The organism is Arthrobacter antioxidans (assembly GCF_023100725.1).
Lineage (GTDB): Bacteria > Actinomycetota > Actinomycetes > Actinomycetales > Micrococcaceae > Arthrobacter_D > Arthrobacter_D antioxidans.
This window is the reverse complement of record NZ_CP095501.1, coordinates 2,124,403-2,144,420: the sequence shown is the minus strand read 5'-3', so window position 1 is coordinate 2,144,420 and position 20,018 is coordinate 2,124,403. Positions and strand designations below refer to the sequence as shown.

The 20,018-nt window shown below is 68.1% G+C and carries 18 protein-coding genes; 11 read left to right on the top strand and 7 right to left on the bottom strand.

What is annotated here, in order from left to right:
- Positions 1-156: 156 nt before the first annotated feature.
- The 3 genes from MWM45_RS09835 to clpX all read left to right on the top strand — a co-directional run bounded on the left by MWM45_RS09835 (position 157) and on the right by clpX (position 2,958).
- The gene (locus tag MWM45_RS09835) at positions 157-783 is read left to right on the top strand and encodes an ATP-dependent Clp protease proteolytic subunit (protein WP_269429750.1); all 627 of its coding nucleotides are present in this window, start codon (positions 157-159) and stop codon (positions 781-783) included.
- A 46-nt stretch (positions 784-829) separates the two neighbouring features.
- Positions 830-1,504, top strand: a complete 675-nt coding sequence (locus MWM45_RS09830) for an ATP-dependent Clp protease proteolytic subunit (RefSeq protein ID WP_247826296.1) — start codon at positions 830-832, stop codon at positions 1,502-1,504.
- Between the two features lie 161 nt (positions 1,505-1,665).
- On the top strand, positions 1,666-2,958 hold the full coding sequence (clpX, locus tag MWM45_RS09825) for an ATP-dependent Clp protease ATP-binding subunit ClpX (protein WP_247826295.1): 1,293 nt from the start codon (positions 1,666-1,668) through the stop codon (positions 2,956-2,958).
- Positions 2,959-3,003: 45 nt separating this feature from the next.
- Here the strand turns inward: clpX and MWM45_RS09820 are convergent, their stop codons facing one another.
- Positions 3,004-3,669, bottom strand: coding sequence for a TetR/AcrR family transcriptional regulator (locus MWM45_RS09820; RefSeq protein WP_247826294.1), 666 nt, complete (start codon positions 3,667-3,669; stop codon positions 3,004-3,006).
- A 100-nt stretch (positions 3,670-3,769) separates the two neighbouring features.
- Here MWM45_RS09820 and MWM45_RS09815 point away from each other — a divergent pair, with 100 nt between their 5' ends.
- From MWM45_RS09815 to MWM45_RS09800, 4 genes are read left to right on the top strand one after another with little or no spacing between them, the layout of a single operon-like run.
- A complete protein-coding gene (locus tag MWM45_RS09815; RefSeq protein WP_247826293.1) occupies positions 3,770-4,519 on the top strand; it encodes a DUF4386 family protein in 750 nt (249 codons plus the stop codon).
- Positions 4,516-5,439 (top strand): NAD-dependent epimerase/dehydratase family protein, encoded by a 924-nt coding sequence (locus tag MWM45_RS09810; RefSeq protein ID WP_247826292.1) that lies wholly within the window; start codon positions 4,516-4,518, stop codon positions 5,437-5,439. Before MWM45_RS09815 ends, MWM45_RS09810 begins: the two co-directional genes overlap by 4 nt.
- Positions 5,436-5,939: a cupin domain-containing protein gene (locus MWM45_RS09805; protein WP_247826291.1), complete on the top strand. Its 504-nt coding sequence runs from the start codon at positions 5,436-5,438 to the stop codon at positions 5,937-5,939. Before MWM45_RS09810 ends, MWM45_RS09805 begins: the two co-directional genes overlap by 4 nt.
- A 57-nt stretch (positions 5,940-5,996) precedes the next feature.
- Positions 5,997-7,481 (top strand): MFS transporter, encoded by a 1,485-nt coding sequence (locus MWM45_RS09800; protein ID WP_247826290.1) that lies wholly within the window; start codon positions 5,997-5,999, stop codon positions 7,479-7,481.
- 100 nt (positions 7,482-7,581) lie between these two features.
- On the opposite strand, the gene MWM45_RS09795 is transcribed toward MWM45_RS09800, so the two are convergent.
- Positions 7,582-9,021 (bottom strand): glyceraldehyde-3-phosphate dehydrogenase, encoded by a 1,440-nt coding sequence (locus tag MWM45_RS09795; protein ID WP_247829196.1) that lies wholly within the window; start codon positions 9,019-9,021, stop codon positions 7,582-7,584.
- A gap of 246 nt (positions 9,022-9,267) precedes the next feature.
- Here MWM45_RS09795 and MWM45_RS09790 point away from each other — a divergent pair, with 246 nt between their 5' ends.
- Positions 9,268-9,885, top strand: a complete 618-nt coding sequence (locus MWM45_RS09790; protein WP_247826289.1) for a mycothiol-dependent nitroreductase Rv2466c family protein — start codon at positions 9,268-9,270, stop codon at positions 9,883-9,885.
- A gap of 65 nt (positions 9,886-9,950) precedes the next feature.
- Here the strand turns inward: MWM45_RS09790 and valS are convergent, their stop codons facing one another.
- Both valS and MWM45_RS09780 read right to left on the bottom strand, forming a co-directional pair.
- Positions 9,951-12,575, bottom strand: a complete 2,625-nt coding sequence (valS, locus tag MWM45_RS09785; RefSeq protein WP_247826288.1) for a valine--tRNA ligase — start codon at positions 12,573-12,575, stop codon at positions 9,951-9,953.
- Positions 12,576-12,663: 88 nt separating this feature from the next.
- Positions 12,664-14,187, bottom strand: coding sequence for a SulP family inorganic anion transporter (locus MWM45_RS09780; protein WP_247826287.1), 1,524 nt, complete (start codon positions 14,185-14,187; stop codon positions 12,664-12,666).
- A 177-nt stretch (positions 14,188-14,364) separates the two neighbouring features.
- Here MWM45_RS09780 and MWM45_RS09775 point away from each other — a divergent pair, with 177 nt between their 5' ends.
- Positions 14,365-14,769, top strand: a complete 405-nt coding sequence (locus MWM45_RS09775; protein ID WP_247826286.1) for a MerR family transcriptional regulator — start codon at positions 14,365-14,367, stop codon at positions 14,767-14,769.
- Here MWM45_RS09775 and MWM45_RS09770 read toward each other — a convergent pair.
- Together MWM45_RS09770 and MWM45_RS09765 are read right to left on the bottom strand one after the other, a co-directional pair.
- Entirely contained in the window at positions 14,766-16,901 is a 2,136-nt protein-coding gene (locus MWM45_RS09770) for an acyltransferase family protein (RefSeq protein ID WP_247826285.1), read from the bottom strand. The two genes, MWM45_RS09775 and MWM45_RS09770, sit on opposite strands and share 4 nt — an antisense overlap.
- A 139-nt stretch (positions 16,902-17,040) precedes the next feature.
- The gene (locus MWM45_RS09765; protein WP_247826284.1) at positions 17,041-17,430 is read right to left on the bottom strand and encodes a MerR family transcriptional regulator; all 390 of its coding nucleotides are present in this window, start codon (positions 17,428-17,430) and stop codon (positions 17,041-17,043) included.
- A 182-nt stretch (positions 17,431-17,612) separates the two neighbouring features.
- On the opposite strand from MWM45_RS09765, the gene MWM45_RS09760 reads away from it, so the two are divergent.
- Positions 17,613-19,130: a SulP family inorganic anion transporter gene (locus MWM45_RS09760; protein WP_247826283.1), complete on the top strand. Its 1,518-nt coding sequence runs from the start codon at positions 17,613-17,615 to the stop codon at positions 19,128-19,130.
- A gap of 183 nt (positions 19,131-19,313) precedes the next feature.
- Here the strand turns inward: MWM45_RS09760 and MWM45_RS09755 are convergent, their stop codons facing one another.
- On the bottom strand, positions 19,314-19,601 hold the full coding sequence (locus MWM45_RS09755; protein ID WP_247826282.1) for a hypothetical protein: 288 nt from the start codon (positions 19,599-19,601) through the stop codon (positions 19,314-19,316).
- Here MWM45_RS09755 and MWM45_RS09750 point away from each other — a divergent pair.
- Positions 19,592-19,879: a hypothetical protein gene (locus MWM45_RS09750; protein WP_247826281.1), complete on the top strand. Its 288-nt coding sequence runs from the start codon at positions 19,592-19,594 to the stop codon at positions 19,877-19,879. The two genes, MWM45_RS09755 and MWM45_RS09750, sit on opposite strands and share 10 nt — an antisense overlap.
- The last annotated feature ends 139 nt before the right edge of the window (positions 19,880-20,018 follow it).

Here is a 20,018-nt window from a genome sequence, read left to right as displayed (position 1 = left end):
CGGCGTCCGGACGGGGCCCGTGCGACCGTGCGCCGTCAGCGAACAGTTCCCGGAGCGGGAGCAATTCGTGAGGCCAGCGGGTTAGTGTCCAAGGAGAGACAAACGGACGGGTCGGCCGAAGCGGCAGCGGCCCGCCAGAGTGAGAGGTTAACGTCAATGGCAACCGAACCAAGCACCCCGAGCATGGCCGGCCCCGAGATGGGCGGTCGTGACGACTACATCTACAACAGGCTCCTCAAGGAGCGCATCATCTGGCTCGGTTCGGAGGTCCGCGACGACAACGCGAACGCCATCTGCTCACAGCTCCTGCTGCTGTCGGCCGAGGATCCCGAGCGCGACATCTTCCTCTACATCAACTCGCCCGGTGGTTCGGTGACCGCCGGCATGGCGATCTACGACACCATGCAGTTCATCCCCAACGACGTCGTCACCGTGGCCACCGGCCTCGCCGCCTCGATGGGCCAGTTCCTGCTCTCCTCGGGCACGAAGGGCAAGCGCTACGCGACGCCCCACGCCCGGATCCTGATGCACCAGCCGTCCGGCGGCATCGGTGGAACCGCGACGGACATCCGGATCCAGGCCGAGCTGATCCTGCACATGAAGCGGGTCATGGCCGAGCTCACGGCGGAACAGACGGGCCAGACCGTCGAGAAGATCCTGAAGGACAACGACCGCGACAAGTGGTTCACGGCCCAGGAAGCCCTCGAATACGGGTTCTTCGACCACATCTCCGCGCACTCGGGCTCCGTGGCCGGCGGCGGCGGAACCGACCAGACCGCCTAGTCCGCGCCCAGCCCCTCTCTTCACCAGTCGTCCTACAGGAGACACCATGAACCACGAATTCCAGGCAGCAGCGGGATCGTCGGCGCACAACCTGCCGACCAGCCGCTACATCCTTCCCCAGTTCGAAGAGCGCACGCCCTACGGCTTCAAGCGCCAGGACCCGTATACGAAGCTGTTCGAGGACCGCATCATCTTCCTCGGCACGCAGGTGGACGACGCCTCCGCGGACGACGTCATGGCCCAGCTGCTCGTCCTCGAGTCCACGGACCCCGAGCGCGACATCACGCTGTACATCAACTCGCCCGGTGGTTCCTTCACGGCCATGACGGCGATCTACGACACCATGCAGTTCATCCGGCCCGAGGTGCAGACCGTCTGCCTCGGCCAGGCTGCCAGTGCCGCAGCGGTCCTGCTGGCCGCGGGAGCGCCGGGCAAGCGCCTGGCCCTGCCGAACGCCCGCGTGCTGATCCACCAGCCGGCCCTCTCCGGAGGACAGGGCGGGCAGGCCTCCGACCTGGAGATCCAGGCCAACGAGGTCATGCGCATGCGCACCTGGCTCGAGGACACGCTGGCCCTCCACTCGGGCCGCAGCTCCGAGCAGGTCAACATCGACATCGAGCGCGACAAGATCCTCACCGCGGCCGACGCCGTGGAGTACGGGCTGGTCGACGAGGTCCTGACCTCCCGGAAGATCACGCCGCCGAAGATCAACACCCCGTAGCCGGACGGCGGATCCACGAGTCGGCCGACTCCGGATCCGCCACCCGACCCGCTGCTCGCCCGTGGTGCCGCATGGCACCACGGGCCTTTTGATACTGGCTCCCACGGGCTGGTGGCCTACAGTGGTCATAGCAATCGCGATAAACCTAAGGGGATTGAACCATGGCTCGCATTGGTGAGAGCACGGATCTGCTCAAGTGCTCTTTCTGCGGGAAGAGCCAGAAGCAGGTCCGGAAGCTGATCGCCGGCCCCGGTGTGTACATCTGCGACGAGTGCATCGACCTGTGCAACGAGATCATCGAGGAAGAGCTCTCCGAGGTCGCCGATCTCGGGACGTTCGAGCTGCCGAAGCCCCGCGAGATCTTCGACTTCCTGCAGGAGTACGTGGTGGGCCAGGAGCCCGCGAAGCGTTCCCTCGCCGTCGCCGTCTACAACCACTACAAGCGCATCCAGTCGGGCAACGGGCCCCGCGCCGCCGGTACGCTGGCCGACGCGGTCGAGACCGAGGACGTCGAGATCGCGAAGTCCAACATCCTGCTCATCGGCCCCACCGGGTGTGGCAAGACCTATCTCGCCCAGACCCTCGCGCGTCGCCTGAACGTGCCGTTCGCGGTCGCCGACGCGACGGCCCTCACCGAGGCGGGCTACGTCGGCGAGGACGTCGAGAACATCCTGCTGAAGCTGATCCAGGCCGCCGACTACGACGTCAAGAAGGCCGAGCGGGGCATCATCTACATCGACGAGATCGACAAGATCTCCCGCAAGAGCGAGAACCCCTCGATCACGCGCGACGTGTCCGGCGAGGGCGTCCAGCAGGCGCTGCTGAAGATCCTCGAAGGCACCGTGGCCTCCGTGCCCCCGCAGGGCGGGCGCAAGCACCCGCACCAGGAATTCATCCAGATCGACACCACGAACGTGCTGTTCATCGTCGCCGGCGCGTTCGCCGGTCTCGAGGAGATCATCGGCTCCCGTGCGGGCCGGAAGGGCATCGGGTTCGGCGCACCCCTGAGCTCCCTCAAGAACGAGGAGGCGAGCTACGGGGACGTCATGCCCGAGGACCTGCTGAAGTTCGGCCTCATTCCCGAGTTCATCGGCCGGCTGCCCGTCATCACCACGGTCACGCATCTCGACCGCCCGGCGCTCATGCAGATCCTGACCGCGCCGAAGAACGCCCTGCTGAAGCAGTACCAGAAGATGTTCCTGCTCGACGGCGTCGAACTCGTCCTCGAACCGAAGGCCCTCGAGGCCATCGCCGACCTCGCGCTGGACCGGGGAACCGGTGCACGGGGCCTCCGCGCCATCATGGAGGAGGTCCTCCTGCCGGTCATGTTCGACCTCCCCAGCCGCGAGGACATCGCCACGGTGGTCATCACGGACGACGTCGTCGGAAAGCGCGCCGAACCCACCCTCATCTCGCACGAGGTGGCCTCCAAGCGCCGCAACAAGTCGGCCTGATACCGCGCTGACGCGACACCCGGCCGGCTGGGCGTCGGAGTCCCGTCAGGCCGGCGGTCGTTGCGGCAGGGCCGGGGGGTTGAGGCCCGCCGCGAGCTGGCGCATCCCGCTACGCGCGAGCCCGAGCGCGTCCGCCTGACTGATGGACTTGAAGGCCGGTGTTTCGAGCAGGATGGTCGTCAGGCCGTGCATCTGGCTCCACACGGCCAGGAGCAGTGGCTCGAGATCGCCGGCCACCAGGACCTGCCGCCGCTGCAGATCCGCCAGCCGATCGCCGAAGGCCCCCTGGGCGTCGAGTGACGCCTCCGCCAGTGGATCGGGTTCACCCTCCGGGGCGCACAGTTCCCGGCGGAACATGAAGCGGAACTCCACCGGATGCTCGAACGCGAACTTCGTGTACAGGACGCCGAGGTCCTCGAGCTCCGTCTCGGTCCGGTCCAGGGACCTGATGAGCCCGGCGAAGTCCCGGAACGACTCGATGGCGATGCCGCGCAGCAGGTCATTCTTGTCGGTGAAGTGGTTGTAGGCAGCCGCATGGGACACACCCGCGCGGCGTGCGACGCCTCGAAGAGTGAGCGACTCCGCACCGACGGACCGCGCTTCGGCGCGCCCGGCGTCGAGCAGGGCATTGCGCAGGTCTCCGTGGTGGTAGCGCTGACGCCCTGCCTGGGTGCGCGGTGCGGGGGCCGCATCGGACGCAACGTGGGCCATTCTGGGTCCTCTCGGGGGGTTGACAGCTTGCCTTTCGGCTTCTTATATTACCAGTGGTAAGTAACTTACCACTGGTAATATTCACGATTGGAGTCGTGTCATGAACCACCCCATTATTGCCCCGCCCGAGCAGCAGGTGCCGACGCGCCGGCTCCTCGTGGCGGCCGGAACCGCTTCGCTGCTGTTCGGGGTCCTGCTCTTCGTCCCCCTGATCGTGCTCGGGGCAGCCATCGACTGGCCCGCAAGTCTCGACGAACCGGCCACCAGCATCATGCCTCGCATCGTCGAGCAGGCGGACGCCGTCCGCGTCGGGTACCTCGTGTATCTCGCGTACAGCATCGCCTTCCTCCCGGTCGTCGGATTGGTTGCCAAGGTCGTGGGGGGCTCGTCCCTGACCCGCCTGGCTGTCCTGTTCGCGGCCCTCTCCACCCTCGCCCGGAGTATCGGCATCATCCGATGGCTCACGGTGCTCCCGGCTCTGGCGGCCGGCTACGTCGCCACACCGGACGACGCCGAAGCGGTCGTCTTCGATGCCATCAACACGTTCGGCGGTGCGATCGGCGAATTGCTGGGCGTCAGCGCGTTCGCTGCGTTCTCCCTCACCCTCCTGTGCGTCGCGATCCTCCGGTCCCACACGGTGCCCGCGTGGCTCGGCTCCTTCGGGTTCGTCGTCGTGGCCGCCCTGCTGCTGCCCTGGCTCGAGGTGTTCGGGATGGATCTGGGCGCTGCGATCAGCGTCAGCAGCGCGCTCGTCCAGCTGTGGTTCCTGGTCCTGGGCGCCGTGCTCCTCCTCCGCGCGGCGCGCCCCGGTCGCCCCCTCCTCCCGACGAACAGCGCGGCCCGGCCGTGAAGACGGTCCACGCCGTCGTGGGTGCGGGCGCGCTGGGCACAGCAGTTGTGCGCGCCCTCGCTGCCCGGGGCCGTGAAACCCGCCTCGTCAGCCGCCGAGGGTCCCAGCCGGCTCCAGGAGTCGAGGTCCGCACGGCCGACGCCACCGATACGGACGGCCTCGCGCGGGCACTCGACGGCAGCGCGGTGGTGTACCAGTGCGCCCAGCCCGCCTACTCGCGGTGGCATGACGAGTTCGCCGCGCTGCAGCAGTCCGTGATCGACGCAACGGTCCGCGTCAGGGCCGATCTGGTGGTCGCGGACAACCTCTACATGTACGGCGCGCCGCGCCATGGCGCCCTGACCGAGGACTCCGTCGAGGTGCCATCCAGCAGGAAAGGGCACCTACGCCAGGCCATGGCCACCACCGCGATGGACGCCCACCGTCACGGACTCCTGCGCGTCGCGCTCTCGCGGCCGTCACACTACTTCGGCGCAGGCTACGACCGGAACGGAAAGTCCGTCTTCGCCACAGCGGCCCAAGGGCGGCCCATGCAGTTCCTGGGGAGGGCAGACGCCCTGCACAGCTTCAGCTTCGTCCCCGACGTCGCCGAGGCGATGGTGAGCCTGGGGGTGAGCGGGACGGGATGGGGCAGGGCCTGGATCCCGCCGGTGCAGGCAGCGCTCACCCAAGGGGACTTCGCCCAACGTATCTGGGAGCTCGCGGGGCAACAGGGCGCCGCCCGCACACGCTTCCTGCGCCCACCCCAGGCACGCGTCCTGGGCCTGGTGAGCCCGATCATGCGGGAGGTCAGCGAGATGATGTACGAGTTCGAGCACCCCTACGTCGTCGATTCGACGAGTTTCGAACAGGCCTTCAGCCTGGGACCGACGCCCCTGGATGACGCGATCGAGCAGACCATCGCGTGGTACCGGTCATGAACCGGGCCGTTGCCGTCCGGTTCAACCCGCGCGCGGGGCAGACGATGACCTTCCTCAGCGCTCCGTCCGAGTCCGTCCAGCGCTTCCGGCTCGAACTCGCGCCGGATTTCCACGGTCCGCCTCTCCACCGGCATCCGGCGGCCACGGAGCTCTTCGCGGTCGTGGCCGGTAGTCTGGCGGTCCGCGTGGAGCGGCAATGGCGCACGCTGACGGCGGGGGAGGACGTCGAGATTCCGCCCGGGACGATCCACACCTACGCCAACCGGTCCGGCGCTGCCGTCGTGGTCGATGTGAGCATCGAGCCGGGCCGGGAGATGAGGGGCTTCTTCGAGGCGCTCCACGACCTCGCGGACGAGGAAGCACTCACTCCCACGGGAGGGCTCCGCCTGCGGCAGGCCGCACATCTGTTTCTCCGCTACCCCGGCGCGATGACCGTGGTCGGCCCTCCCCAGTTCCTGCAACCCGTCCTATGGCGGCTGCTCGCCGGACGGCGTGCATGACGGTGCCATACTTTGCCTGGGGCCCGAGGCACGACGGGCGTGGACGGACGGTGGGCGATGAGTGAGATCCGCGTGAAGACGGCGTCCGGCCGGTGGATCCTGTTGGCAACGGTGCTCGGCTCCGGTATCGCGGGGATCGACGCGACGGTCGTGAACATCGCGTTGCCGACGATCGGCCTGGACCTGGGCACCGACTTCGCAGCACTCCAGTGGATGGTCACCGGCTACACCCTGACCCTTGCCTCCTTCATCCTCCTCGGCGGCTCCTTGGGCGACAGATTCGGGCGCCGGCGTATCTTCATCGTCGGTGTCGTCTGGTTCGCGGTTGCCTCCCTGCTGTGCGGGCTGGCGCCGGATGCCGGCCTGCTCATCGCGGCGCGCTCATTGCAGGGAGTCGGAGGGGCGCTGCTCACGCCAGGCAGTCTCGCCATCATCCAGGCCAGCTTCGCCGGTGAGGACCGCGCGCGGGCCATCGGCGCCTGGTCCGGACTGGGCGGGGTGGCCACCGCCATCGGACCCTTCCTCGGTGGCTGGCTCGTGGAGAGCTTCTCCTGGCGCTGGATCTTCTTCATCAACGTCCCCATCGCCGCCGCCGCCATCTGGATCGCGGCACGGCACGTCCCGGAAACGCGCGACACCGATGCAACCGGCCGCCTCGATGTCGCCGGAGCGCTCCTCGGGGCACTGGCACTCGCTGGAACCACCTACGCCCTGATCGAGGCGCCGACCCAGGGAATCGGCGCTCCGGCTGTCCTCGCGTCAGGGGCCCTGGGCCTCACCGCCGCCCTGGCCTTCCTCGTGGTCGAGTGGCGGACCGAGCATCCGATGCTTCCGTTGCGGATCTTCGGCAACCGCCAGTTCAGCGCCGCGAACGCCGTCACCTTCCTCATCTACGCCGTCTTCGGCGGCGTCTTCTTCCTGCTCGTCGTCCATCTCCAGGTCGTGGCGGGATTCAGCCCACTGGCGTCCGGGACCGCGATGCTCCCGATCACGGCTCTGATGCTCGTCCTGTCGCCCCGCGCAGGTGCGCTCAGTTCCCGGATCGGGCCGAGAATACCGATGGCGGTCGGACCGCTGCTGTGTGCCGCAGCACTTGTCCTCATGCTGCGGATCGGGCCGGGTGCGTCCTACCTCGTGGACGTGCTGCCATCGGTGATCGTGCTCGGCCTCGGCCTGTCGCTGCTCGTTGCTCCCCTGACATCGACCGCGCTGTCCGCCGTGCCGGAACGCCAGGCCGGATTGGCCTCCGGCGTGAACAACGCTGTGGCGCGGGCAGCGGGCTTGATCGCCATCGCTGTCCTGCCGGCCGCCGTGGGACTGACCGGCGACGCCTACAGCAACCCGCACGTGTTCCAGGCAGGATTCGACGCCGCCTGCATCATCGGCGCGGTCATCCTGGTGCTCAGCGGCATTCTTGCGGCTGTCACCATTCGGAACCCCGCCCTGGCGGACAGCGATCATCCTACGCACTGTGCTCTTGACGGCACGCCGGCTGCTCCCGGCGCGCTGCGCGAGGCTCGCAGCGGGGCGGACCAGGCCTGATGGTGAGCGGCACCCTCAGAACGTGCACGGAGGGACCTGCCTGACTGGTCGACGCAGGGTGCTGCCGTGGTTCGTCTGCGCGGCATCGTCCCCGGCCGCGTCAGGGGTGCGCTGCCACCGCAGCCTCGAGGTCCGCGACGGGGTAGGACGGCGGGTGCACCGCGGCCATCTCCTCGAGGACCCGCACCACCTGGCAGCTGTACCCGAACTCGTTGTCGTACCAGACGTACAGGACGAGGTAGGTGCCGTCGGCGATGGTCGCGAGGCCGTCGACGATGCCCGTGCGGCGCGAGCCGACGAAGTCCGTCGAGACCACCTCCGGGCTGTCGATGTAGTCCACCTGCTTGCGCATGCCCGAGTGGAGGGACATCTCGCGGAGGTAGGTGTTGACCTCCTCCTTCGTGGTCCCGTGCTCGAGGGTGAGGTTGAGGATGGCGATGGAAACGTCCGGGGTCGGGACGCGGATGGAACTGCCGGTCAGCTTGCCGGCAAGCTCGGGCAGGGCCTTCGCCACCGCCGTCGCCGCTCCCGTCTCGGTGAGGACCATGTTCAGTGCCGCCGAGCGCCCGCGCCGGTCGCCGTGGTGGAAGTTGTCGATCAGGTTCTGGTCGTTCGTGAAGGAGTGGACGGTCTCCACATGCCCGTGGACCACGCCGAAGCGGTCGTTGACCGCCTTGAGGACGGGCGTGATCGCGTTGGTGGTGCAGGACGCCGCGGTGATGATGCGGTCGGTGTCCTCGATGGCGGCGTGGTTGATGCCGTGCACGATGTTCTTCAGGCTGCCCTTGCCGGGGGCGGTCAGCAGGACCTTCGCCACCCCGCGGCTCTTGAGGTGCTGGGACAGGCCCTCGGCGTCGCGCCAGCGGCCCGTGTTGTCGACGACGATCGCGTCGTGGATGCCGTACGCGGTGTAGTCGATGGATGCCGGATCGTCGGAGTAGATCACCTGGATGCGGATCCCGTTGGCGGTGATCGTGTTCGACGCCTCGTCGACCTGGATGGTCCCCTCGAAGGGGCCGTGCACCGAGTCGCGGCGCAGCAGGCTCGCGCGCTTGGCGAGGTCGTTGTCCGAGCCCCGGCGGACGACGACGGCGCGCAGCCTCAGTCCGTGGCCGCCGCCGGCCTTCTCGATGAGGAGCCGGGCCACGAGGCGCCCGATCCGCCCGAAACCGTAGAGGACGACGTCGGTGCTCGTGCGCTCGTCGCGCCCGCCCCGGCCGACGATGTCGGCGAGCTCCGCGCGGACGAACTCCTCGAGGGTCCGGCCGTCCCCGGCGCGGTCGTAGGCGAAGCGGAGGCGTCCGATGTCGATCGCGGCGGCGCCGAGGTCCAGGTCGGCGAGCATCTGCAGCAGGGGAGCGGTGTCCTCGAGGCGCAGCTCCTCGGTGGTGATGCGCCTCGCGAAGCGGTGCGCCTTGAGGATGTTCATCGTCGACTTGTTGATGAGGCTGCGTCCGTGGATGCTCGTGACGACGTTGTTGTCGCGGTACAGGCGCCCGATGAGCGGGATCATGGCTTCGGCGAGGGCTTCGCGTTCCAGCCAGGTGTCGTGGGTCTCGGTCCGGTGGTGCTGCACAGCGGCATCCTTTTCGGCACCGGGTGGCCGGTGCAAGCTCATCCAGCCCGATGGCGACGCAGGGATAGCGCCAGGCATCCTCGACTGGTCGTGTCCTCTCATTAGACCGCCTCCCGTGGGCCCGCACCAATTCGGACGGAATAGCGAGCCGCCGGGGCGGGTTGCACCGGAAAAGGCTTCGGCCTCACCAACCCCTGCAAGGAGTACCGCATGAGCGCGTCCACGACCGTCGAGAAGGCCGATTTCTGGTTCGACCCCCTGTGTCCCTTCGCCTGGATCACGTCCCGCTGGATCGGTGAGGTGGAGCAGGTCCGCGACATCTCGGTCGCGTGGCACGTCATGAGCCTGTCCGTCCTCAACGAGGGGCGGGATCTCCCCGAGGAGTACCAGGCCATGATGCTGCAGGGCTGGGGCCCGGTGCGCGTGATCATCGCCGCGGCCGAGCTGCACGGGGACGAGTACATCAAGAAGCTGTACGACGCGATGGGCACACGGATCCACATCGGCCAGAACAAGGACTTCGACGTCGTGATCCGGGAGTCGCTGGAGGAGGTGGGCCTGCCGGCCGACCTCGCATCCTACGCGCACAGCGACGAGTACGACGCCCAGCTGCGCGCGTCCCACAAGGACGGCATCGACCGCGTGGGCGACGAGGTCGGCACGCCGGTCGTGGCCTTCAACGGCACGGCGTTCTTCGGGCCCGTGCTCACCAGGATCCCCCGCGGCGAGGAGGCCGGGCGGATCTTCGACGGCGCCGTCCTGATGTCCGAGTTCCCCGGGTTCTTCGAACTCAAGCGCTCCCGCACGGAGAGCCCCCGCTTCGACTGACGTCCACCCGGCCAGGATGCAGGAAGGGACCCGCCCAGCGGCGGGTCCCTTCCTGTGTCCGGACGCTACTCGGCGGGCTGCGGCACCAGCTCGACGTCGGAGACGCTCACTGGGCCGTCCCCTTCGACGACCTCGAGGTCGCGGGCGTTGCCGGCCGCGAGGAGGTCGGCCAGCCCGGCGCGGATCTGCCCCGCCTGGGCGGGGGACGCGGTGACGACGGCGCGCTCCACCTCGGTGCGCTGCTTGACCTTCGCCTCCGACTTGGCCTTGCGGATGCCCCCGAGGGCCAGCGCCACGGAGGTGAGGACCCCGGCGTCGGCCGTGTGCGGCAGCGCCGTGAGTGCCTCGGCACCGGGCCAGGCCGCCTGGTGGACGGATCCCTCGCGCCACCAGCTCCAGACCTCTTCCGTGGCGAACGGCAGGAACGGCGCGAACAGGCGCAGCAGGGCGTCCAGGGTCGTCGCCAGCGCCGTCTGGACGGACTGCGTCCCCGCGTCATCCGGATCGCCGTAGGCGCGGTCCTTGACCAGTTCCACGTAGTCGTCCGTGAACGTCCAGAAGAAGGACTCCGTGAGCTGGAGGGCGCGGGCGTAGTCGTACTTCTCGAACGCGGCCGTGGCCTGCTCGGTCACCGTGCGGAGCTGGGCGAGCAGGGAGATGTCCAGGGCGTTCGAGACGCGGTCCAGCGCGCCGGAGCCGATGGACGCCTCGGTGACCCCGAGGTTGAGGACGAACTTCGAGGCGTTGAGCAGCTTGATCGCCAGGCGCCGGCCGATCTTCATCTGGTTGACCTCGTACGCGGTGTCCGCGCCGAGCTTCGCCGATGCGGCCCAGTAACGCACGGCGTCCGCGCCGAACTGCTCCAGGACGTCGGTGGGGACCACGACGTTGCCCTTGGACTTCGACATCTTCTTGCGGTCGGGGTCGAGGATCCAGCCGGAGAGGGCGGCGTGCTTCCACGGCACCGAGTCCTGGAGGGCATCGGCGCGGACCGCCGTCGAGAACAGCCACGTGCGGATGATGTCGTGTCCCTGCGGGCGCAGGTCGAACGGGAACACCTTCGCGAAGAGGTCCTCGTCCCGCGCCCAGCCGCCCACGATCTGCGGGGTCAGGGACGACGTCGCCCAGGTGTCCAGGACGTCGCTGTCGCCGATGAAGCCGCCGGGCTGGCTGCGCGCGGTCTCCTCGAAGCCCGGCGCCGGATCGGCGGCCGGGTCGACGGGCAGGGACTCGAGGGCAGGGATGATCGGGTCCTCGTACTCCGGTTCGCCATCGCCGTCGAGGCGGTACCAGACAGGGACGGGGACGCCGAAGAAGCGCTGGCGCGAGACGAGCCAGTCGCCGTTCAGTCCCTCGATCCAGTTCTCGTAGCGGGAGCGCATGAAGGCGGGGTGGAAGTCGATCTGCCGTCCCCGCTCGATCAGCACTTCCCGCTTGCCGGCGTCGCGTCCGCCGTTGCGGATGTACCACTGGCGGCTGGTGACGACCTCGAGGGGCTTGTCGCCCTTCTCGTAGAAGTTGACCGGGTGCATGATCTTCTTCGGCTCGCCCTCGAGGTCCCCGCTCTCGCGGAGCAGGGCGACGACGGCCTCCTTGGCGCTGAAGATGGTCTTGCCGGCCAGTTGGCCGTAGTTCTCGCGCGCACGCTCGGTGGCGATCCACTCGGGTGCCTCGGCGCGGAGGCGGCCGTCGCGGCCGACGACGGCGCGGGTGGGCAGCTGCAGTTCCCGCCACCAGGTGACGTCGGTGAGGTCGCCGAACGTGCAGATCATGGCGATGCCGCTGCCCTTGTCGGGCTTCGCCAGGGGGTGCGCCTTGATCTCGACCTCGACGTCGAACAGCGGGCTGGTGACGGTGGTGCCGAAGAGCGGCTTGTAGCGCTCGTCGTCGGGGTGTGCCACGAGGGCGACGCACGCGGGCAGCAGCTCGGGGCGCGTGGTCTCGACGTGGATCTGCGAGCCGTCGGGGGCGTGGAACGCGATGCGGTGGTAGGCGCCGGCCTGCTCTCGGTCCTCGAGCTCGGCCTGCGCGACGGCGGTGCGGAAGGTGACGTCCCACAGGGTGGGCGCCTCGGCCAGGTAGGCATCGCCGGCCTTGAGGTTCTCGAGGAAGGCACGCTGCGAGACGGCGCGCGAGGTGTCGTCGATGGTCCGGTAGGTCAGGTCCCAGTCGACCGAGAGGCCCAGGGTGCTGAAGAGGTTCTCGAAGACCTTCTCGTCCTCGACGGCCAGTTCTTCGCACAGTTCGATGAAGTTCTTCCGCGACACCGCGTCGAAGTCCCGCTGGTTCTTCGCGGGTTCGGCGGGAGGCCGGTAGTCGGCGTCGTACGGCACCGACGGGTCGCAGCGGACACCGTAGTAGTTCTGGACGCGGCGCTCGGTGGGGAGCCCGTTGTCGTCCCAGCCCATCGGGTAGAAGACGTTGGCGCCGCGCATGCGCTTGAACCGCGCCATGACGTCGGTCTGCGTGTAGGAGAACATGTGCCCCACGTGGAGCGATCCCGAGGCGGTGGGCGGGGGAGTGTCGATCGAGTAGACGTCGGCGCGCGTCGTGTCACGGTTGAAGGCGTAGGTGCCGTCCTCGCGCCACTGGCGGGACAGTCTCTCCTCGAGGCCCTCGAGTACGGGCTTGTCGGGGACGGAAACGGGCTGGGGGGAGGGCGTGTCTGTGCCCTGGGTGGTATCGGCCATTCCTCCATTGTTCCCTACTGCCCGCGGACTCCGGCACGGCGGCGGGTTCCGCGCCGGACATGCGTCGGCTGGATCCCGGCGCAACCGGTCAGTGGCCGGCGCCGAGCTTCCCGCCGAGGCGTTCGCGCATCATCGTGGAGGCCTCGTTGAGGCCGACGACTTTCACCTCGGTGCCGTGGGTGCGGTACTTCTCGGTGACCGCGTCCAGGGCGGCGATGGTGGAGGCGTCCCAGAGGTGGGAGCCGTGCAGGTCGATGGTGACCCGGCGGGGGTCGGTGGCGTACTCGAACTGGGTGTAGAGGTCGTTGGAGGACGCGAAGAACAGCTCGCCGTCGACCGTGTAGGTGGCGTGCCGGTCGCCGTCCACGGTGGTCTCGGTCCGTTCCACGGTGACGAAGTGCGCCACGCGGCGGGCGAAGGCGACCATGGCCACGAGGACGCCGACGCCGACGCCGATGGCGAGGTTGTGGGTCCAGACGGTGACGATGACGGTTGCGAGCATGACGGTGGTCTCGCTCCTGGGCATCCGCTTCAGGGTGGCGGGCTGGATGCTGTGCCAGTCGAAGGTGGCGATGGCGACGAAGATCATGACGGCGACGAGGGCGGCCATCGGGATGAGGGCCACGATGTCGCCGAGGGCGACGACGAGGATGAGCAGGAAGATCCCGGCGAGGAAGGTGCTGATCCGGGTGCGCGCGCCGGAGGCCTTCACGTTGATCATGGTCTGGCCGATCATGGCGCAGCCGCCCATCCCGCCGAAGAACCCGGTGATGATGTTCGCGGCGCCCTGACCCCAGGACTCGCGGGTCTTGTTGGAGCGGGTGTCGGTGATGTCGTCGACGAGCTTGGCGGTCATGAGGGACTCGAGGAGCCCGACGGCGGCCAGTGCCAGGGCGAAGGGGGCGATGATCCGAAGGGTCTCGAGGGTCAGCGGCACATCGGGGAAGAACAGGGACGGCAGGCTCTCGGGCAGTTCGCCCTTGTCCCCGACGGTCGGTACGAGCACGTTGGCGAGGACCGCGAAGACGGTCAGGACCACGATGGCCACCAGGGGTGCGGGGACGGCCCTGGTGAGGCGGGGCAGGCCGAAGACGATCAGCAGGCCGACGGCGACCATGGGGTACACGAGGAAGGGCACGTCGATGAGCTCGGGGACCTGCGACATGAAGATGAGGATCGCGAGGGCGTTGACGAAGCCCACCATGACGGAGCGGGGGATGAAGCGCATGAGCCGGGCGACCCCGGTGATGCCGAGGATCACCTGGAAGACGCCGCCGAGGATCACCGCGGCGATGAAGTAGTCCACGCCGTGGCTGGCCACCAGGGGTGCGATGACCAGGGCGATCGCGCCGGTGGCCGCGGAGATCATCGCCGGGCGTCCGCCGAGGAAGGCGATGGAGACCGCCATGGTGAACGAGGCGAACAGGCCCAGTCGCGGGTCCACGCCGGCGATGATCGAGAAGGCGATGGCCTCCGGGATCAGGGCGAGGGCGACGACGAGGCCGGCGAGGACCTCGGTCTTCAGCAGGCGAGGATTCCGCAAGGTCCTGGCGACCGACTGACGTTCGACGGGAGTGGGTGCTGGTGTCGCGGTCGGCGCGGCTGCTGACATGGCAGGTTCCTTCGTGCGTGAAGAGTACAGGGCGGCGGGAGACGGCTGGTTCGCCGTTCGGGAAGGGAAGCTAGGCTGTACGCCGGCGTACAGAAGAACCGCGGGATGCCGCAGTAACCGTTAAACTCTAACCTAACGTCACGTGAGGTTGTAGCCGGCATGGGAAGGGAAGCACAGATGAGCGATGCGACACCGGAGGTCGCCGAGGCGGGCCGGACCATGCATATCGGTGAGCTTGCCGAGCGCACAGGCCTGTCCCTGCGGACGATCCGCCACTATGACGACGTCGGTATCCTCCCGGCGACCGCCCGCACGGAGGGCGGGTTCCGCGTCTACAGCGAGGAGGATCTCGAGCGGCTGATGGTGATCCGCCGGATGAAGCCGCTGGGTTTCACGCTCGAGGAGATGACGGATCTCCTCTCCGTCCTGGATGCCCTGCAGCAGGAGACGGACCAGGGAGCGGTCGACGAGCTGCGCGCGCGCGTGGCCACCTTCCGTGACACGGCCGTCCAACGGCGGGACAAGATGGTCGAGACCCTCGCCCGCGCCGACGAGTTCATCGACGTCCTCACCCGCTACTAGCGCATCTCCGGAGACTCAGGGTCCTGGTCGGAGATGTGTGGTGCCGTGGCCGTCCACCCGGTGCTCGCGAACAATTCGTCCTCGAAGTAGCCGGTGAAGGTTTCGACGTAGGTGCGGTTGAGGTGGTCAAGGTCCATGTACACGTGGACGTTCCCGACGACGGCGGGGCAGGTGGTGTCGGTGCAGTACGCCGGGGTGACGTCCAGCGAATGCACGAGCGGTTCCCGGGCCGCGATCGCCTCGACCGGATTCACCGCCAGGAGCGCCTGGTCGCGAGGGGTGTTGCACAGCGGTGCGTCCTGCCCGTGGAGCTCGACGCATTCGAACATGTTGATCGGGAAGCGGGGATTGTCCCGGATGGCGAGGACTTCGATGCCGTCCTCGAGGAAGACACCGATCCCTGCTTCCCAGTCCGGGACGAGGAGCTCATGCGGTTCCTCGGCCGTGCTGAGGGTTCCGTGGGTGATGACCGCGTCGGGCTGCAGGTCCAGCACGTATTCGCGGGCAGCGTCATTACGCGCATTACATGCCTCGTCGCGGGCGTCGGACTCCGCTCCGTAGCGGCAGGCGTTGCGGAGCAGGGTGATCATCCGCCACTGATTCTTCTCGGCGATGTGGGTGAGTGCGGGCATGAGCTGGTTGGCGTGCGAGTCTCCGATGACGACGACCGTGCGGGTTGCCTGCCCGTCGGGTTCGATCTGGTGGCATGTTTCCAGCGCCTCGTCTTGAGGCCGGTATCCGCCGTCGCAGGCGGGCCCCGCCTTGCCCCACTCGGCCCCAAGGTCCGTGGCGGCCGGCAGCAGCGCGGCCTCCGGGAGGGTCGCGTGTTCCTCGGGTGAGAGGAGGGCTTCCGCTCCGGGGTTCAGCGCCGCCGGCTGCTGTGCGAGCTGCTCTTCCTGGACGCTGATGCGCGTCTCCCACCCGGAGAGGGGGACGGCGACGATCAGGGCGCAGCCGACCGTGAGCATTGCGTTGCGGCGCTTGCGGCGGTGCACCCAGGACCAGCCCTGCAGGGGACGCTCGACCAGGCGCATCGTGCCCCAGGACAGGACCGCGGACAGGGCGATGATCAGGGCGCCCTCGCCGAGGGACACGGTGCTGGTTCCGGTGGTGACGAGGTAGGTGATCAGGATCGGCCAGTGCCACAGGTACAGGGCGTAAGAGATCCGCCCGACCGACAGCACGGGTGCTGCGCCGAGGATGCGATCGATGCCCAGCCGGTGACGGGGCTGGTGTCCCTGCGGGCCGGCGGTGATGACGGCGGCGGCTCCGAGGACGGGGATCAGGGCGATCCAGCCCGGGAACTGGTTCTCGACCTGGACCACGAGGCCGCAGGCGATGATCATCAGGATCCCGGCCCAGCCCAGGGCCAGCCGGGTCAGCCGGTTCAGATTCAGATGGGGCAGGGCCAGGGCCAGCAGGGATCCGACCGCGAACTCCCACAGCCTCGCCCGGGTGTCGAAGTACGCGAAGGCCTGGTTCGTCGTCGTCTGGTGCACCGAGAAGGCAAGCGACGCGGCGAAGATCAGGGAGAAGACCGTTCCTGCGACGGCGGTGAAGGAGAACCGGGTGCGTCGGGCGGCGAGGATGCAGCCGACCAGGATCAGCGGCCAGAGGATGAACACCTGGCCCTGGATGGACAGGGACCAGAAGTGCTGGAACGGGCTGGCCGTCGCGGCATCGGCTGCCTGGTAGTCCACGGCACCGAAGGCCAGGTCCCAGTTCTGCACATACAGCAGCGACGCCCAGGCGTGTTCGATCAGGGTGCCCCATCTGACCTGCGGGAAGAACGCGATCGACGCGATGACGGTTGCGAGCAGGACGACTGCGGCCGGTGGCAAGAGCCGACCGAACACGCGCGCCCAATATGCGCGCAGGCCCAGCGGGCCGTCCGTGGAACGGCGGGCGAAGGAGGCGGTGAGCAGGAACGCGGAGACGAGCAGGAAGACGTCCACCCCGCCCGACACCCGTCCCAGCCACACGTGATAGACCACGACCAGGACAAGGGCGACCGCGCGGAGGCCCTGCACCTCCGGCCGAAAGGTGCCCGACTGGCCGGCCGGTGCAGCCGACGGCGCGCTCCCGGGACCGGGTGGTGTTCCGTGGTGTTGGACTGTGTCCGACGTCGTCAAGAAATGTCTCCTACCCATGGTGGGAACCGGGTGATCGTGCTGGGTGAGTTGTTCCGGAGGCTGTAAGGCGACCACAAGGGTTCGCCGAGGCGATCGACGAAGATCCCGGATCTGCCGCCGGCTCCGAAGGCAGTGGTATCTACCCCGCCTGCTGAACCGCAGGCTGGACGGGGCGTTGAAGGCTGCTGGACAGGAGCGTGATGAGGTCGTCCGCGCGGCCGAGGTCAGCCACGAGTCTCGTGCGGCGCCGGCATGCTTCCGCGAGCAGGGTTTCCATCGCGTCGAGTTCCACCAGCCCGTGGTAGCCCGAACGTGCGGTGAGGACGTCGAGGAGCACGCTGATTTCGTCGAGGCCGAACTTCAGGGCTCGTGCCTGTCGAATCAGGGTCAGCCGGGTGAAGTCGTCTTCCGAGTAGACCCGGAATCCTCCGTCGGTGCGCCCGCTGGGGCGCAGGAGTCCGACCTCGTCATAGTGGCGCAGCGTGCGCAGGGACAGGCCTGTCCGGTCTGCGAGCTCACCGATATGCACGGAAAATCCTCCTGATAGCTTGCTCTGCCCTACACGCCTAACTCTACCATTACGTTAGAGTATAGTTATGCGTGGGTCCGATGGCCCCCTCCTTCTTCTTCCCGGACGCAGCGTCGCGCCCCCACCGTCTTCACCACCGAGGGCAGCTAATGCGCCCTCCTGATCCCTGAAAGGGGACTCCTATGGCTGTTGCCACCACCGCTCCGCCCTTGACACCCGAGGACCGCCAATCCGTCTGGCGGACCCTGCGAACGCCGCGCCTGCTGCGCACCGAGGTCCTCGCCGGCCTCGTCGTCGCCCTGGCCCTGATTCCGGAGGCGATCGCGTTCTCCCTCATCGCCGGTGTCGACCCGCGGATCGGATTGTTCGCCTCCTTCACCATGGCCGTGTCCATCGCGTTCCTCGGCGGACGCCCGGCGATGATTTCCGCGGCCACGGCCGCGACGGCCCTGGTCATCGCACCCCTGGTGGCAAGTCACGGGATCGACTACTTCATCGCCGCGGTCATCCTGGCCGGGATCTTCCAGGTGCTCCTCGGCGTCCTCGGGGTCGCGAAACTCATGCGCTTCATCCCCCGATCGGTCATGGTGGGCTTCGTGAACGCTCTGGCCATCCTGATCTTCACCTCCCAGCTGCCGGAGCTGATCGGTGTTCCCTGGCTCGTGTACCCGATGGTTGCCGTCGGACTGGTCATCATCTTCCTGCTGCCGCGTATCACCCGCGCGGTTCCCGCACCCCTGGTGGCCATCGTCGTCGTCACCGCGGCTGCCGTCGTCCTCGCGATCACCGTCCCCACCGTGGGAGACAAGGGTGAACTGCCAGAGAGCCTGCCGTCCCTGTTCTTCCCGAACGTTCCGCTCACCCTCGAGACCTTCCAGATCATCGCCCCGTTCGCGGCCGGCATGGCCGTCGTCGGTCTGATGGAGTCGCTGATGACCGCAAAGCTCGTCGACGACGTCACCGACACCCGGTCGAACAAGACCCGCGAATCGTGGGGTCAGGGGACCGCGAACATCGTCACCGGGTTCTTCGGCGGCATGGGCGGCTGCGCGATGGTCGGCCAGACCATGATCAACGTGAAGGCCTCCGGAGCGCGCACCAGGATCTCCACGTTCATGGCCGGACTGTTCGTCCTCATCCTCGTCGTCGCCCTCGGCGACGTGGTCGCCCTCGTCCCCATGGCCGCCCTCGTCGCGGTGATGATCTTCGTGTCCATCGCCACCTTCGACTGGCACAGCATCCAGCCCGGCACGCTGAATCGGATGCCCAAGAGCGAGACGACCGTCATGCTCGCCACGGTCATCGTGACCGTGTGGACGCACAACCTCGCGATCGGCGTCATCGTCGGCGTCCTCGTGGCCATGGTCGCGTTCGCCCGCCGGGTCGCGCATTTCGTCACGGTCGACCGCACCGTCGAGGAACACTTCGGTGTGTCCGTCGCGAAGTACGAGGTGTCAGGCGAGCTGTTCTTCGCCTCCTCCAACGACCTCTATACGCAGTTCGAGTACGCCGAGGACCCGGACACCATCGTCATCGACATGTACGGATCCCACCTCTGGGACGCCTCCACCATCGCCGCGTTGGACGCGATCACCGCCAAGTACGACAGCTACGGCAAAAGCGTCCAGATCGAGGGCCTGAACACCGCGAGCCTCGCCATCCGCGAACGCCTCGGCGGGCACCTCGGCGGCGGCCACTGACACCTTCATGCGCCCAGCACTCACGCCTCATGCCGTAGCTCCGGCGCCGGTGCCCACACGCTGGTGGGGAGTCGTTGCCGCCGGAGCGCTCGTCAGCGCCGCGACGGCACCCGGGCAGACCGCCGGCCTGTCCCCGCTTACCGATCCGCTCATCGACGAACTCGGAATTTCCCGCACCGACATCTACGGGCTCACTACGGGCTTCGTGATCCTGCGTATGGCCGGGCAGGGAACCTGACCCTCGCCGCGACCACCGCCGTCGTCGTCAAGGCCATTCATCACCGGCGCGGCCTCGCCATCGGTCTGGTCTCCGCGATCGGGTCCGCCGTGATCTCCCTGACCCCGATCCTCGTCGAACGTCTCGTCAGCAGCGGCGGCATCGCCCTGGCATGGCGTGTGCAGTCCGTTGCCGTGCTCGTCGTCGTCCTGCCGATGATCCTGTTCCTGCCCCGCCACCAGAATTGCCCACAACCGGCTCCTGGACAGCATCGATTGCCGGCAGCGCCGGCACACCCCCCGGGCCCGACGTCGCGGGGCGAGCGCCGTCGGGCACTGGCGTCTGGACGACCAACGAAGCGGCCCGGACGCCGATCTTTTGGGTCATCGCCGCAGCGTTGGCGGCCACCGGCATGCTGTCGACCGCCCTGGCCTTCCACCAGGCCTCCATCCTCACCGGCCAGGGACTGAGCAGCACCGAAGCCGCCGCGAACTTCATCCCCAGACCATCACCGCGATCCTGGCCACCCTGACCGTCGGCGCCGTCGCCCATAAGCTCGACCCGCGTTACGCGCTCACGGGATCCATGGCACTTCTCGCCGCAGCGCTCTGCTTCCTGCCCCTGATCACCGGCTTCGGCCTTGCCGTCGCCTACGGCCTTATCCTGGGCGC

Coding starts and splice junctions, on each gene's coding strand:
- clpX (WP_247826295.1), top strand. CDS start 1,666: ATGGCTCGCATTGGTGAGAGCACGGATCTGCTCAAGTGCTCTTTCTGC.
- MWM45_RS09835 (WP_269429750.1), top strand. CDS start 157: ATGGCAACCGAACCAAGCACCCCGAGCATGGCCGGCCCCGAGATGGGC.
- MWM45_RS09830 (WP_247826296.1), top strand. CDS start 830: ATGAACCACGAATTCCAGGCAGCAGCGGGATCGTCGGCGCACAACCTG.
- MWM45_RS09775 (WP_247826286.1), top strand. CDS start 14,365: ATGAGCGATGCGACACCGGAGGTCGCCGAGGCGGGCCGGACCATGCAT.
- MWM45_RS09780 (WP_247826287.1), bottom strand. CDS start 14,187: ATGTCAGCAGCCGCGCCGACCGCGACACCAGCACCCACTCCCGTCGAA.
- MWM45_RS09800 (WP_247826290.1), top strand. CDS start 5,997: ATGAGTGAGATCCGCGTGAAGACGGCGTCCGGCCGGTGGATCCTGTTG.
- MWM45_RS09815 (WP_247826293.1), top strand. CDS start 3,770: ATGAACCACCCCATTATTGCCCCGCCCGAGCAGCAGGTGCCGACGCGC.
- valS (WP_247826288.1), bottom strand. CDS start 12,575: ATGGCCGATACCACCCAGGGCACAGACACGCCCTCCCCCCAGCCCGTT.
- MWM45_RS09805 (WP_247826291.1), top strand. CDS start 5,436: ATGAACCGGGCCGTTGCCGTCCGGTTCAACCCGCGCGCGGGGCAGACG.
- MWM45_RS09790 (WP_247826289.1), top strand. CDS start 9,268: ATGAGCGCGTCCACGACCGTCGAGAAGGCCGATTTCTGGTTCGACCCC.
- MWM45_RS09760 (WP_247826283.1), top strand. CDS start 17,613: ATGGCTGTTGCCACCACCGCTCCGCCCTTGACACCCGAGGACCGCCAA.
- MWM45_RS09820 (WP_247826294.1), bottom strand. CDS start 3,669: ATGGCCCACGTTGCGTCCGATGCGGCCCCCGCACCGCGCACCCAGGCA.